16 protein-coding genes, 1 tRNA gene and 1 pseudogene are annotated in these 13,848 nt (G+C 72.4%); 5 read left to right on the top strand and 13 right to left on the bottom strand.

Annotation, left to right across the window (positions count from 1 at the left end; all coding sequences use genetic code 11):
* Positions 1–39: 39 nt before the first annotated feature.
* The 10 genes and pseudogenes from ACFVXN_RS16040 to ACFVXN_RS16085 form a co-directional block, all read right to left on the bottom strand.
* Positions 40–438, bottom strand: a pseudogene (locus ACFVXN_RS16040) (LLM class flavin-dependent oxidoreductase); the annotation flags it as partial.
* A gap of 338 nt (positions 439–776) precedes the next feature.
* A complete protein-coding gene (locus ACFVXN_RS16045; protein WP_389234633.1) occupies positions 777–914 on the bottom strand; it encodes a hypothetical protein in 138 nt (45 codons plus the stop codon).
* 344 nt (positions 915–1,258) lie between these two features.
* On the bottom strand, positions 1,259–1,861 hold the full coding sequence (locus tag ACFVXN_RS16050) for a HEAT repeat domain-containing protein (protein WP_389234636.1): 603 nt from the start codon (positions 1,859–1,861) through the stop codon (positions 1,259–1,261).
* The gene (locus tag ACFVXN_RS16055; protein WP_389234639.1) at positions 1,861–2,586 is read right to left on the bottom strand and encodes a putative toxin; all 726 of its coding nucleotides are present in this window, start codon (positions 2,584–2,586) and stop codon (positions 1,861–1,863) included. The genes ACFVXN_RS16050 and ACFVXN_RS16055 overlap by 1 nt, the downstream gene beginning before the upstream one ends.
* A 152-nt stretch (positions 2,587–2,738) precedes the next feature.
* Positions 2,739–3,368 (bottom strand): T6SS immunity protein Tdi1 domain-containing protein, encoded by a 630-nt coding sequence (locus tag ACFVXN_RS16060; protein WP_389234642.1) that lies wholly within the window; start codon positions 3,366–3,368, stop codon positions 2,739–2,741.
* Positions 3,369–3,490: 122 nt separating this feature from the next.
* Entirely contained in the window at positions 3,491–4,021 is a 531-nt protein-coding gene (locus tag ACFVXN_RS16065; RefSeq protein ID WP_389234645.1) for a hypothetical protein, read from the bottom strand.
* A 110-nt stretch (positions 4,022–4,131) separates the two neighbouring features.
* Positions 4,132–4,668, bottom strand: coding sequence for a barstar family protein (locus tag ACFVXN_RS16070; protein WP_389234648.1), 537 nt, complete (start codon positions 4,666–4,668; stop codon positions 4,132–4,134).
* Positions 4,669–4,911: 243 nt separating this feature from the next.
* Entirely contained in the window at positions 4,912–5,508 is a 597-nt protein-coding gene (locus ACFVXN_RS16075; RefSeq protein ID WP_389234651.1) for a dihydrofolate reductase family protein, read from the bottom strand.
* A 41-nt stretch (positions 5,509–5,549) separates the two neighbouring features.
* Positions 5,550–6,323 (bottom strand): DUF1206 domain-containing protein, encoded by a 774-nt coding sequence (locus ACFVXN_RS16080; RefSeq protein WP_389234654.1) that lies wholly within the window; start codon positions 6,321–6,323, stop codon positions 5,550–5,552.
* Between the two features lie 91 nt (positions 6,324–6,414).
* Positions 6,415–8,043 (bottom strand): methyl-accepting chemotaxis protein, encoded by a 1,629-nt coding sequence (locus ACFVXN_RS16085; protein WP_389234657.1) that lies wholly within the window; start codon positions 8,041–8,043, stop codon positions 6,415–6,417.
* A gap of 270 nt (positions 8,044–8,313) precedes the next feature.
* Between ACFVXN_RS16085 and ACFVXN_RS16090 the strand changes: the two genes are divergently transcribed.
* Positions 8,314–8,760 carry a hypothetical protein gene (locus tag ACFVXN_RS16090; protein ID WP_389234660.1) on the top strand — a complete coding sequence of 149 codons (447 nt, stop codon included), beginning with the start codon at positions 8,314–8,316 and terminating at the stop codon, positions 8,758–8,760.
* 36 nt (positions 8,761–8,796) lie between these two features.
* Here the strand turns inward: ACFVXN_RS16090 and ACFVXN_RS16095 are convergent, their stop codons facing one another.
* Positions 8,797–9,297, bottom strand: a complete 501-nt coding sequence (locus ACFVXN_RS16095; RefSeq protein ID WP_389234663.1) for a small multidrug efflux protein — start codon at positions 9,295–9,297, stop codon at positions 8,797–8,799.
* 143 nt (positions 9,298–9,440) lie between these two features.
* Between ACFVXN_RS16095 and ACFVXN_RS16100 the strand changes: the two genes are divergently transcribed.
* Positions 9,441–10,643: a sensor histidine kinase gene (locus ACFVXN_RS16100; protein WP_389234666.1), complete on the top strand. Its 1,203-nt coding sequence runs from the start codon at positions 9,441–9,443 to the stop codon at positions 10,641–10,643.
* Positions 10,640–11,242 carry a DNA-binding response regulator gene (locus ACFVXN_RS16105; RefSeq protein WP_389234669.1) on the top strand — a complete coding sequence of 201 codons (603 nt, stop codon included), beginning with the start codon at positions 10,640–10,642 and terminating at the stop codon, positions 11,240–11,242. The genes ACFVXN_RS16100 and ACFVXN_RS16105 overlap by 4 nt, the downstream gene beginning before the upstream one ends.
* Positions 11,243–11,371: 129 nt before the next feature.
* Here ACFVXN_RS16105 and ACFVXN_RS16110 read toward each other — a convergent pair whose 3' ends face one another.
* Positions 11,372–11,947 (bottom strand): hypothetical protein, encoded by a 576-nt coding sequence (locus ACFVXN_RS16110; protein WP_389234672.1) that lies wholly within the window; start codon positions 11,945–11,947, stop codon positions 11,372–11,374.
* Positions 11,948–12,294: 347 nt separating this feature from the next.
* Positions 12,295–12,377 (bottom strand) — tRNA-Leu (locus tag ACFVXN_RS16115).
* Between the two features lie 235 nt (positions 12,378–12,612).
* Here ACFVXN_RS16115 and ACFVXN_RS16120 point away from each other — a divergent pair.
* Positions 12,613–13,326 carry an FhaA domain-containing protein gene (locus ACFVXN_RS16120; RefSeq protein ID WP_389234853.1) on the top strand — a complete coding sequence of 238 codons (714 nt, stop codon included), beginning with the start codon at positions 12,613–12,615 and terminating at the stop codon, positions 13,324–13,326.
* Between the two features lie 21 nt (positions 13,327–13,347).
* Positions 13,348–13,848 carry an FHA domain-containing protein gene (locus ACFVXN_RS16125; protein WP_389234675.1) on the top strand — a complete coding sequence of 167 codons (501 nt, stop codon included), beginning with the start codon at positions 13,348–13,350 and terminating at the stop codon, positions 13,846–13,848.

Consider the following 13,848-nt stretch of genomic DNA (forward strand, 5'->3'; position numbering starts at 1 on the left):
GCGTGCCCTCCTCCCGCCGACCGTGACCTCCTCGCCGCGGAGCAGCGCACGCAGGGCCGTCACGTACTCCTCGAACGCCGTCAGCGGGCTCGCGGGCCACGCGCCGGCCTGACGCATCCAGTCCGGCATGCCGTGGCCGACCCCCAGGTGCAGGCGACCGGGGAACAGCTCCGCCACGGTGGCGACCTCCATCGCGGCGAACGCGACGTTGCGCGCCCCCACCGGCAGGATGCCGACACCGACCCGGATCCGCTCGGTCACCGCGAGCGCCGCCGCGGCCTGGGCGATCCCGCCCCGGAACCCCAGGTCCTCGACCACCCACAGCTCGGCGAACCCGAGCGCGTCGGCGCGCCGCGCGTACGGCAGCACCTGGTCGGCGGGCAGGTCGCGGGGCAGCAGCACACCGACGTCGGGCAGGGTCTCAGCAGCGGGACCCATGGAGGACGACTGTACGCAGGGGTGTGAACTGAGTGTTCACCGGTCTCGGCGCACGGTGCGAGCCGGTGTCTGTGTTGAGCGCCGACCACCCAGGTCGGTCAGACGTTCAGCCCCAACACCGACACGCGGTTGCCGAACGTCTCACCGCACGACGTCCTGGTCGGTGACGCCGTTATGGGCGTGTGGCGGTTCACGCGCGGGCAGTGCACAGGAGACACGGGGCTGGTCCACGACCTGCAGGTCGTGGGCGGACCGCGCCTCGAGAGAGGCCTGCCTCCGCTGACCCAACACTGCGTGGTTTATCCAAACCCATTGACAGAGCAAGGTGGTGATGGAGGTCACCCTCCCAGATTCTCATTGCACCACGTCGAACCTTCGTCGACGAGCGGGCGCACCTCCGGGGCGTCGAGCATCTCGGGGAGAGGTATCCAGTCTTCGAGCCCGAGCTCCAGCAGCGCGGCGTGCAGTGGTGTCACGTCGGTCGCCTCAGAGCACGGTCGCGAGCCGGTCGAGCGCGGCCAGCGGGTCCGGCCCGGCCGGCGCGAGCACCACGGAGTCGGTGCCGGCGGCGTGGACCGCTCACGAGGTAACGAGCCGTGGACCCATCTTCGGGAACTCGCCGCCCGAGGCGACCGTCCCATTGAGCCCCCGAGTCTTCGTGCGCGCACGCTGATGCCAGTCACTGCCGGCGACCTCCAGCACTTCGTCGTGCGCTCCGGCGGTCAGATCAAGATCGTGCGCCCGCACGTCCCACCCCGTGCCACCTATGGATCACTCTAAGCCAAAACCCACGACCTGTTGGTCTGAAGCGACTGAGCACTCATCCCGTCAGTCTGTTGAGACCTTTACGCGCCTCGCTACGCACCCAGGCTCGGCTGTCGCCGAGTTTCGACTCGAAGGCCAGTCGCGCCGCAGGGGCCCTGAGCTTCGCCAACGCCTTTACCGCATGTCCATCGACGTCCGGGTCATCAACAAGTCCGAGCAACACGTCGACAACCTGAGGCCTCTTCGACTTCGCCAACCCCAGCACGACCATCTGTCGAGCCTTCCCGTAGCGCTTGTCGGCGGCGAGCTCAACGAACGCGTCGAAGTATGCATCGTCGAACAGCACCTCCAGCGCGTTGCCCATCGTCCAGCGCACGCCCGTGCCGGTGGGATCTACTTCCACGTCAACCGCGCGGAACTCTTCGATCACCGGCCTCACCGCAACGGGCTTGGCCCAGGGAACCGATAGCGCTCGCGCTATCTCACCCTTGACCTTCGGATCGCTCGCGCGACCAAGCCACTCGACCAGGACTGGGATCGCGTCGCGATACCGGACACCGGGCCGCCGCAGGTCAGCGAGCGAGCGCACGGCAAATCCAACCGCAGCAAGGTCCACCAGGATCGGCTCCTCTCCAGAGGCAGGGGCCGCAGAGCGCATCAGGGCAGACTCCTAATCAAGTTGATCTGACCAGCTTTAACCGCATCCTCCACCGGTTGGGAGACCACGGTCGACTGGCGAACGTACAGGTCGAGCTGAAGGCCCTCTCGCTGGGCATACGCAGCGACATCGCGAAACTGGTTCGTGTAACTCGACCTCGCGACGTTCTTCGCCTCACCCAGGGTCGTGTTCGTCAACTCGTCCGGCACCCTGTAGGCGACCTTACCGCTCAAAGACGGGATGCGACGAGTGTTCTTAGTGATACCGGCCGCCTGCTTCCCGGCAACGCCCGCAGCCCGCACCCCCGCCATGCCGTCAACTGCGGTGTTCGCAGTCGCGCCTCCCCGTCCCGCCGAGGCGAAGAAGTTGACCGACCCCCGGTCGGCCCCCGCAGCGACCGCCGTCGCGACCCGGCTGCGCACCGTCGCCGCAGCCGCTCGTGCCCCAGACGTGATAGCGCCGGCCGCACGTGACGCGGCCGCTGCCACCGCAGCAGTGCCACGACGCACGACGGGTGCAGCCACGCTCCCCAGTCCCGCGGTCAGAGCGCCGACGGCACCCCCGACGACGGAGTCCCGCACCAGGCTCCCCCACGAGAACTTCTGGGTCTTCTGGACCTTCGACCTCCACAGGTCCGTCGCGGCCCCGGCCGCCGCACCGCCGAGCACTGCGCGACCGACACTCCCGGCGCCCGCGGTCAGGGCCAGGCACGCGGCGGTCACCACCGGGTTGTTGTCCGCTTACGAGTCCGCCCCCCACCGCGTGCTCGCCGCGCCGACCGTGCTCACCCTGCTGCGGGCTCGACACGTCGAACACGGGGTCGACCGATACGAATCGGCCGATCTTCGCGTCGATGGCAGCGAGGATCAGGGGAGCCCTAGTCGCGCGCAATCTGGTTCACGGAAGTGCCGGATGGCAGCTTCAGAACACCACGGCGGAGCTGCCCACAGATCGACCAGTAGACATCGACGTCGCTGATCTCGAGGTTCTCGACCTCGTCCTGACCGCCGAGGAACAGCGGGACCTGGTAGCCCACGCACTGATCGCGCCTCAAGGGTCCGGACTGGTCCGATTCCGACCAGGCCCTGAAGAACGCCGCCGCCAACGCAGCATCCGCGTACTCGATCAGCTCCTCCTCATGCAGGGCCGAGAACGGCAGCGGGATCTCGAGAGCCTCCCCCGTTCCTGGCTCCAGCAACAACACGAGGGGTTGTCCTGCGTGAATCCGCCCCGAGTCGATGGCGAGCTGCCGACCAAGCCAGTCGTACCCGAAGGGACACACTCGTTCGGCGAATTCCGGGAAGGCCTCCGCGACGAGAGCAAGCGCCTCGGGACCAGTCTGGGCGTCGTGCACCCGATAGAGGCCGTCGCCGAACGAGGCGCCAGCGAACTCAGCCATGAACTCGCCGTAGCCCTCGACGGCCGCGAAGCTCGCGTGGTCCCACGCGGATCCCGCCGTGCCGGGGTCGCGAAGTGGGGCGTACTGCGCGCGGAAGCGCTCGAACATCCGGTCTCTCCTCAGCGGATCCGTACTGCCACGACACACGTCCCGGGCTCTGCTCGGGTCGCCACGATCATGCGGTCGAGTCTCGTAGGACGACTCGCTGGCGGGCGGCTCGACGACGCTCGCTACTCGGCACGGAAGTTCGCGACGTTCACGACGTACACCCGGTCCAGGCCAGCGTCTTCAGCGCCGAATGAGTACCGGCGCTCGTCGAGCAGCAGCTCCTCGGCCAGCTCACGTGGTGCAGGACCCGGGTCCGCCGACCAGTGCCCGAACCACACCTGGATCCGGTCCTGCGCCACGAGGTCGACCAGCGCGCGGGAGACGAGACCGACCACTCTGCCTTCCTCGACACACGGGCGCACTTCCGGAGTGTCGAGTATCTCGGGCAGAGGGATCCAGTCCTCGAGCCCGAGCTCCAGCAGCGCTTCGTGCAGAGGTGTCACGTCGATCATGATGCCCCCAGGGCAACTCGGTGGCCCGCGTTCGGCCCACCGGAGAAGTGGAGGTAGGGCCCGGCCTTCAACCCAGACCGCGCCGCAGGCGATCTCGCCCTTGACCTTCGGATCGCTCACGCGACCGAGCCAGTCGACCAGGACCGGGATCGCGTCGCGATACCGGACCCCGGACCGCCGCAGGTCGGCGAGTGAGCCCACCTCACATCCAGGCGCCGCCGGGCCCTGCGGGTCGTCGCGGTCACGGGCTCGGACGTGTTTCCATCCGCGTCCGAGAAGGCGCCCTGCTGCGCCACCGAGCACGACGCAGCTCAACGTCGGCCGAGCACCGAGAACGTCGCACCCGACGCCCCCCAGCGCGTGCGGATTGTCGTCTCCTCACCCTCACCGGCCTGCAGCACCACGTGAAAGGGCACAGGGGGTCGATCCCACCACTCACCCGAGTCGATCGGCTCGGCGTAGGTCTGCGCGGCTCGAGCCACGGCGCTCACCAGCGTGGCCATCTCCGCTTCGGGCTCGTCGGACAACACCTCGACCGCGTCCAGGACGGCGACCACGAGTCCAGCGGACGACGGCGTCCACTCCATGTCGGCCAGACACTCGTCGAAGGCCGCCCAGTTCTCGCCGAAGTAGGACGGGAACTGGAGCGCAGCCGATACCTCGTGGAACAGGCCGGCCACCGTTCGCATCGTGCGCCCGCGAACGACCCCCACGGTCATGCCGGCCGCACGCCACGCCGACACCTGTTCGACAGCATGCTCCAGGTCACCGTGGAGCAGCATCAAAGGCGCCGCACCGTGAATCTCGAGTCCGCAGACGCGACAGCGGAAGAGGTCGTCACGGGGCATGGAAGGACTCCAGGTCGGTCGGATGCCCGCGTCGGGCCGGGTCGGGACTCAGAGACGTGGTGGTGAGGCGTGGTCGGTCTGGTCCCCGAGCCCATCGCCTCGAACACGACGGCGGCACGGGCGAGCACCGATCTGCGAGGAACCTAGGGGCGACCCGGTCTCGCTGGACAGCGACCATCCGGGTGAAGCCGTCCCAGGCACGCGCGTGGTCGGTGCACCCTCGAGACTGGGCCCAGCTCCCGCTCACCCCACCACCGGGAACGACAGGTGCGTCACCCGCCGCCCCGGCACGACGGTCGTCGGGTCCCCGAGCACCGCCGGGAACCCCTCTGTCCCGGTGAAGTACGGCCGCCCCGACCCGAGGACGACCGGCACGAGGTCCACGTTGACCGCGTCCAGCAGCCCCGCGCGCAGCACCTGGGTCGCGATGGTGCCCGCGGCGACCCCGACCACCTTGTCGCCCGCGATCTCCTGCGCGGCCGCGACGGCCTCACCGACGCCCTCGTGCATGACGACGAGGTCGGGCGACCCGATCGCGGCCGACGCGGTGACGGGTCGGTGGGTGAGCAGCACGAACGGCACCCCGAGCGGGTGCGTCCCGCCCCAGCCGTCGGTGAGGTCGAAGAGCTCCCGGCCGACGACGAGCGCGCCCAGCGACTCCCGCCAGGCCAGCCAGTGGTCCGCGGACGCCTGCGTCAGCCGGAACGGCGGCAGGTCGCCGGCGTTCTCGACGACGACGTCGCCGTTGCCGTACCAGTCGAAGAGCTCCTCGACCCCGTGGTCGTGGCGCGCGATGAAGCCGTCCAGCGACGCGGTCGCGGACGCGATGACCTGGCCCATGCGCCGACGCTAGTCCCGGCGCTCCCGGACCAGAAGGGGGGTCAGACCTTCGCGTGCTTCGCGCGGCCGAACCCGTAGACCCCGTACCCGGCGAACCCGAGCGCGACCAGCGTCAGCAGCACCGCGCCGAACGGCAGGCCGGCGAGCGCGTGCAGCGCCGCGTCCAGGCCTTCGGCCTTCTCGGGGTCGCTCTGCACCGCGGCGACGACCAGCAGCACCCCGACCACGCCGAGCGCGCCGCCCTTGCCGATGTAGCCGATCTTCCCGGCCCGGCGCACCCAGGTCTCCGGGCTGCTCTCGAGGTCCTCGAGGAACTTCTCCGTCCAGCCCTTCACCACGTGGTAGACCCCGACGCCGATGACGACCAGGCCCGCGACCCCGACGGCCACCCGCCCGAGCCCGGACGACATCAGCCCCGACGTCGCACCGCCGGACCCGCCGCCGCTCGACCCGCCCAGGACGACCGACCCGGTCGTGACCGCCAGCACCGCGTAGGTCGCGGCCTTCGCGGCCGCCTTCGCGCGGTCCTTCGCCTCGCCCCACGCGACCGCCTCGGTCGCCTGCCACAGCGCCAGCAGCACGAACCCGACCAGCAGCACCCAGAGCAGCGCCTGCCCGAACCCGTTCCCCGCGAGCTGCTGGAGCGCGCCCGACTGGTCGGCCTGCTCCCCACCGGACGTCCACGCGAGCTGGATCGTCACCCAGGCGAGCAGCAGGTGCAGCACACCGCTGGCGCCGTAGCCGAGGCGGGCGCCCTTCTCGAGGACGGGGTGGTCCCCCGCGCGGGAGGCGGCCTGCTGCACGTGTCCGGTCATGGGACGAGCGTGGCATCGGCCGGGCCGCTCCGCCCGTCGGCGGCGGCCCGACCCGATGTTCCACGTGGAACGGCAGGTCGGGCCGTGTGCGTCAGTACGTGAACGCCTCCACGTCACCCCGCAGCGACGCCGCGAGGCGCGCGAGCTCCTCCACCGACTCGCCCTGCTCGGTGACGATCGCGGCCGCCCCCGACGCCGCGGACGCGACCGCCGTGATGCTGGTCGCGATCTCCCCCGAGCCCGTCGCCGCCTCCTGCACGCCGCGCGACATCTCGTCGGTCGTCGCCGTCTGCTCCTCGACGGCCGAGGCGATCGTCAGCTGGTAGTCGTTGATCGACGCGATGATCTTCGAGATCTCGCTGATCGCGGTGACCGCGTCGCCGGTGTCGGACTGGATGGTCTCGACGCGGCGCGCGATGTCCTCCGTCGCCTTCGCGGTCTCCTGCGCCAGCTCCTTGACCTCGCCCGCGACGACCGCGAACCCCTTGCCCGCCTCGCCGGCGCGCGCGGCCTCGATCGTGGCGTTCAGCGCCAGCAGGTTCGTCTGCTCGGCGATGCTCGTGATGACCTTGACGACGTTCCCGATCTCCTGCGACGACGCCCCCAGCCGGGCCACGTGGTCGTTCGTGGCGACGGCCACCGCGGTCGCCTGGGACGCCACCCGCGCGGCCTCGGTGGAGTTCCGCGCGATCTCCTGGATGCTCGCGCCCATCTGCTCCGCGCCGGCCGCGACTGTCTGGACGTTGCGCGACACCTGCTCGGCCGCGGCGGCGACCACCCCGGCCTGGTCGCCCGTGGCACGCGCGCCGGACTCGACCTGCGCGTTCGCCGCGGCCATCTGCTCGGCGGCCGCCGACAGGGTCTGGGCGCGCTCGACGACGCCGGCCATCGTGCGCCGCAGCGACGCCTGCGCGACCGCGAGGTCCGCGGCCATCAGCCCGATCTCGTCGCGGCCGCGCACCGGGGCGTCCACCGTCAGGTCGCCGTGCGCCATCGCCGCGAGCGCGCCGCGCACCCGCTCCACGCTGCGCCGCATCGACGTCGCGACGCCGAACGCCAGGCCGAGCACGACCACCAGCGCGGTGCCGAGGCTCGTCACCAGCAGCAACGTCGAGGTCCGCGACTGGTCGGCCGCCTCGTCGGCGAGGTCGGTCGCGATCGCCGTCAGGTCCGCGTCCAGCTCGTCGAGGTCCCCGGCGAACACGGTCGCCATCGGCACCGAGACCTCCTGCAGCAGCGTCCCGTACTCGTCGCTCGCGGGGCTCGCCAGGGCCGCCGGCTCGAGCTGCTCCTCGCGGACGTCCAACCACGCGGCGTAGTCGGTCTGGAACGCCTGCCACGCGTCGAGGTCCGCGTAGTCGGTGGCGTTGAACTCGTCGATCTTCTCCTGCATGCCCTCGTCGTTGGCCTGCTGCTTCGCGAGCCAGTCCTCCTTCGCCTCGGGGGTGTGCACCGCGGCGAGGTTGGCGAGCGTCATGCGGGCGCCCTGCTGCTTGATGTGGATCTGGCTGCGCAGGTACACGGGGCCGGCCTGGAGCGCGGCGATCTCCGCCGTGGTGTCCGCCAGCGAGCGCAGGGACTGGACCGCGATCACGCCGGTGCCCGCCGCCACCACCCCGAGCAGGGCGACGACCGCGAGGATCTTCGTGCGGATCGACCAGTCGCGCGGGTGCAGGCCACGCCCTCGGTCGGTCGCGGGCGTGGTGCGGGCGGTGCTCATGCGGTTCTCCGTGTTCGTCGGGCCGGGCTGGCTGCCCGACACGGCGCCGATCGCGCGGGCGTCCCCGGACCTGAGGGGTCGAACCGCTTCGCTTCCGCCGAACGGAGGCTCACGTCCCGGTTGAGCGCCCGGCGGCGCCCGCGCAAGGGACCTCGGGGCCCGTCCGGGGTGAACTCCGGCACGTCCGCGGTGGGCTCGTTGTCTCGTCCGTCACGTCCGGGCCCGCGGGCGCCCTCCGGGTTTGACCCCGCCCCACCCCCGAGGAGCAGGGTGAGCCCCGTGCACCAGGAGGACCCGTCGCCGCACGGCGACGTCATCGAGCAGGCGCGGCACCGCGCCGAGGTGGTGCGGGACCACGTCGAGCAGGCGCTGGCCCTCGCCGAGGAGCAGGGCGGCCCGTTCGACTTCCTGTCCGTGGCGATCGCCGCGCACTGCTCGGTGGGCTACCTGCGCCAGCACCGCGAGTTCGCCGACCGGATCCGTCGGCTGCAGGCCACCGTCCCCCCGGACCCCGCCGCCGCGGGCCGCGACACCGCGCTGCGCCGGCGGCTCGCCCGGTCCGAGCACCAGGTCGCCGCGCTCCGGGAGCGGGTCGCCGCACTGGAGGGCGAGAACGGCCGGCTTCGCGACCGCCTGGCCGCGGCGGCCCGGTCGCTCACCGCGCCACGGCTGGGACCGGGCGTCCGCCGGCCGGGGACGCTGCGCCGGCTGCCCTGACCTGCCACCGGCCGGACGGGCCGGGCGCGTCCGCCGTCACCGCGCGAACGCGATCACGCCCGTGATCACCAGCGCGATCCCGGTCGTCCACAGCACGATCGCGATCCCCTGCCAGGTGAGGATCCGCGCGCGGGAGACGCCGGACGCCGCGAGCGCCGCCGCGGTGAAGTGCGTCGGGATCAGCAGCGGGCCGAGCAGGCTGACACCGGCGACGCCGTACCGCGCGAACGCCCGGTCGAACTTCTGCCGGCGCGCGCTCGGCGCCTGCGGGGTGCGGCCGCCCCGCGTGACCACCGCCTGGCGGCCGCGCTCCCCCAGCGTGACGACGACCAGGACCGCGAGGAAGTTCCCCGCGATCCCGGCCAGCACCGCCAGCACCGGGGGGATCCCGCCGACGATGCCGATCGCCGCGGACCCCTCCCCCTCGACGAACGGGACGGCGCCGGCGAGCGCGACGCCCGCGGGCTGGAGCCACTCGGGCAGCTGGGCGACCAGCTCCTGGAACTGCGGGACGATCTCGGCGAACAGGCGGGTCATGGTGGCCTCCGGACGGGTGGGTTCTTCGACCCCTCCATCCGACGACGCCGACCCCGGTCCGCGGCAGTGGCGCCGTGTCACCCGTGCCCGTGCGGTCCCGCCGCCCCGGCCATGACGGATGTCATGGTCGTACGGTCGGGTGCATGGCTGTTCCGCGGAGGTCCTGGGTCGCCGCCGGCGTGCGCGCGACCTGGTGGTACACCGTCGCCGGCCTGGTCCTGCTCGACCTGCTGGTGGTGAGCAACTGGTGGCTGTTCGTCCAGCAGACCCCCACCCACGCGGTCGTGCCCGCCGCGTCCGCGCTCGCCCTGGTCGGCGCCCTGCTCCAGGGCGCCGCCGCCGTCGTGCTGGTGCTCGACTACCCCGCCGGGTCCGTCCACGACGAGGACGCCCCGGACCGCGGTCGACGACGCCGTGCCGCGGCCGCGTTCGCCGTCGGTGGCGCCGGGGCGGTGCTCGTGGGGCTGGCCGCGGGCTCGTGGATGCTGGGCGTTGGCCTGCTCGCGTTCCTGCTGAGCCTGCACCCATGGCCCGCGGGCGTCCGCTGGCGCCTCGTCGTGGTCGTGACCGTCGTGCTCGCGGGGCTGTGGGTCGTCGACGCACCGCCGCTGACCGCGGAGGGGGAGCGCGACGTGGGCGTCTCCACACCCCCGGCGCTCCTGCTGCTGCTCCCCGCCCTCGCGGTGTTCTCCCTGTGGTGGTGGGACATCGTGCGCGAGCTCGACCGGGCCCGGCAGACCGAGGGCGCCCTCGCCGCCACCCGCGAGCGCCTCCGCCTGGCCGGGGAGGTGCACGACCTGCAGGGCCACCACCTCCAGGTGATCGCGCTGCGCCTCGAGCTCGCCGAGCGGCTCATCGACGCCGACCCCGCGTCCGCGACCGAGCAGATCCGCACCGCGCGCGCCTCCGTCGACGAGGCCCGCGCCGGCACCCGCGACCTCGCCACCCGGTTCCGGGGCGTCCCGCTGCCCGACGAGCTGGCCAACGCCGCCGACCTGCTCCGCGCCGCCGGCCACGACGTCCGGGTCACCCTCGGCCCCGGCGTCGAGGACGCGCCCGCCGACGTCCTCGGGCCGCTCGTGCGGGAGAGCGTCACGAACGTCCTCAAGCACGGCGCCGTCGGCCGGGCCAGCATCAGCCTGCACCGCGACCCCGACCGGTGGCGGTACGCGATCGCGAACGACCGGCCCACCGACACCCGGCCCTCCCCCGGTGTGGACCAGGCGCCGGGCACGGGGATCGCCGCGATCCGCGCCCGCGTCGAGGCGATCGGCGGCACGGTCCACGTCCACGCGGGCGACCGGTTCGAGCTGACCGTCGCGGTCCCCGCCGGGGGTGCCGCGTGATCCGGGTGCTGATCGCCGACGACGAGGACATGATCCGCAGCGCCCTGGCCATGCTGCTGCGGCTCGAGCCCGACCTCGACGTGGTCGCCGAGTGCCGCTCCGGGGCCGAGGCCCTGACCGAGGCGGCACGCACCCGCCCCGACGTGTGCCTGCTCGACCTCGAGATGCCCGGGATCGACGGCATCGAGACCGCCCAGCGCCTCGCGCGCACCGTCCCGACCCGCACCCTCGTCGTCACCCGGCACGCCCGACCCGGCGTGCTGCGCCGCGCCCTGCACGCGGGCGTCGACGGGTTCCTGCCCAAGTCCCGCCCCGCGCAGGACGTCGCCGAGGTGATCCGCCTGGTCGCCGCCGGCCGCCGCTACGTCGACCCGGAGGTCGCCGCCGACGCCCTCGCCGACGAGCGCAGCCCGCTGACCGACCGCGAGCTCGACGTGCTGCGCGCCGGCCGACGCGGCGAGACGATCGCGCAGATCGCCGCCACCGTGCACCTGTCCCCCGGGACCGTCCGGAACCACGTGTCGTCGATCCTCGGGAAGCTCGGGATGACGACGCGGCAGCAGGCGGTGCTGGCGGCGGAGGAACGCGGGTGGATCTGAGCGGCGGGAGGGTGCGTGGCGGCCGATCGCGCCCCCGCCATCCCCGCCTCCGGTCGACGAGGCACGACGGAGCTGGCGAACCCACCGGACCGGTCAGGAGCCGAGGTCCTCGGGTGGAACGACTGCTGTTCAGACCGTAGGCCCGAGGGCTCTGCTCAGCACCCACGCCACCGCGATGGCGACGACGGCGCACGCCACCCAGCCTGCCGCGATCAACGGGACGCACACTCGTCGTCGCACGGCGACGAGCTCCCCGGCGAGCGCGGCCGCGAACGGTGCCCAGAGCGCGAGCACGGCGAGCAGCGATCGTCCGCCGGCCGCCGTGCACGCCGCCCTGCTCTCCGCTGCGGCGGGCGAGATCGGCAGGAACATGAGCGCCGAGAGCGGGACCGCGAGAAGAAGGAGAAGCGCCAGGACCCACCACCGGTACCGCAGAGAGCTCGGGCCGGCTACGAGGCCGAGCACCCGGCCGAATCCCCAGGCGACGCCCGACACGAGCGCGAGGCTCAACCCCGCGACCGCTGCCTGGCGCGCGGACGGCAGTGGTGTCAGACAGTTCGCCACTCGGAAGCCCGGTAGGGACAGGCAGACGAGGGCAGCGGCACCGGACATGACGCCGGCGACGACGAGGCACCAGCCCGTCACGGCGCGGACGGGGTCTCCCGCCGCCACATCACCTGCCTTCTGACTGGTCACCGAGCGCATGGTCTCATCGTCCGGACGCGGGGTAGGCGCACGGGAGTCTTGACACCTCACGACGACGTGAAGGGGGCCGAGATGAGCTCACTCAGGTGCATCGTCGGACGTCACGAGTGGCTCGCGGAGCGGAACCCCGACCAGGGAGGACCCGACGCGATCACGGAGGTCTGCGCCCGGTGCGGAAAGGACCGCCCGGTGTACCAGCCGACATCGGGGACGTGGATGGCGACGGGCATGATGCGCGGCCCCAGCTGACCAGCACAGCAGATGCCCGCGAAACCGCAGGTCAGGTCCGCAAACGAAGAACCCCCGGCCGGAGTCTCTCCGACCGGGGGTTCCCCGTCCTACCTGTGTGCGCGAGGCGGGATTTGAACCCGCACGCCCTTTCGGACACTGGCACCTGAAGCCAGCGCGTCTGCCGTTCCGCCACTCGCGCGCCGCAGAAGATTAGCACGATCCGAGGGTCGTCCATGACCACCCCCTCGACGGCCCTCCCGGAACCCCCGCACACCGCTCCCCCACGGGCCTCCGCAGCCCTTTCACCAGGTCCGCGCCGCCTCGCCGTCCTCAGGTCGAGGCCCCGGACCCGCCGCGTGGCTACCATCTACGCAGGAAGTCGGGTGCCGTCCGGGCGCTCGGCGCTACGCGCGTGCGGTGAGGAGGTGGTGGACGTGGGCATCCTGGACCGGTTCGAGCACGGTGTGGAGCGCGTCGTGAACACCGCGTTCGCCAAGGCCTTCCGCAGCGAGGTGAAGCCCGTCGAGCTGGCGAGCGCGCTGCGCCGCGAGGTGGACGACCGTGCCGCCGTCGTGGGCCGCGACCGCACGGTGGTGCCGAACGAGTTCACCGTCGAGCTGTCGCCCGGCGACTACGACCAGGTCGAGGCCTGGGGCGCGGAGGCGCTGGCGGACGAGCTCGCGGCGAACGTCACCGAGCACGCGACGGGTCAGCGGTACGCGTTCGTCGGCCCGGTGACCGTGGCGTTCCACGAGTACGAGGACCTGGAGACCGGCCGGTTCCGCGTGAAGTCGGCGACGGTGCGCGGCACGGCCGCCCCCGCCACGACCGCGGCGCCCAGCCCCCGGCACCCGCTCATCGACATCGACGGCCAGCGGTACCTGCTGACGGGGCCGGTGACGGTGATCGGCCGCGGCTCCGAGGCGGACATCGTCGTCGACGACCCGGGCGTGTCCCGCCGGCACCTGGAGATCCGGGTGTCCTCGCAGGGCGTCGTCGCCTCCGACCTCGGCTCCACGAACGGGCTGTTCGTGGAGGGCCACCAGGTCCCGGCCGCGACACTCCTCGACGGCAACACCCTGACCATCGGTCGGACCCGCATCATGTTCTGGACGGGCGACGGCGACGGACAGGACCTGGACGAGTGAGCGGCTCCACGATCGGCACGCATGAGTGAGCTGACGGTCACGCTGCTGCGGCTCGGGTACCTCGTGCTGCTGTGGGCGTTCGTGCTGTCCGCGATCGGGGTGCTGCGCCGTGACCTGTACGGCACGCGGATCGTCAGCCGCAAGCGCCCCGCGACGGCACCGGCGGCGACCCCCGGGACGCCGGCGGCCCCGGCCCCGGCCCCGGCCCCCCGCGGGCGCAACCGCCGCAGCGGTCCGACGCGGCTGGTCGTCACCGAGGGCCCGCTGCGCGGGACGACGCTGCCGCTGGGTGCGTCGGCCGTGCTGATCGGCCGCGCGCCGTCCTGCACGCTCGTGCTCGACGACGACTACAGCTCCTCCCGGCACGCCCGCGTGTTCCCCGAGGGCGACCAGTGGCTGGTGGAGGACATGGGCTCCACGAACGGCACGTTCCTCGACGACCAGCCGGTGACGGACCCGGTCCCGGTGAACCCGGGTGCGCAGATCCGCATCGGCCAGAGCGTCCTCGAGCTGCAGGGGTAG

The sequence above is a fragment of the Cellulomonas sp. NPDC058312 genome (assembly GCF_042880135.1).
GTDB lineage: Bacteria > Actinomycetota > Actinomycetes > Actinomycetales > Cellulomonadaceae > Cellulomonas.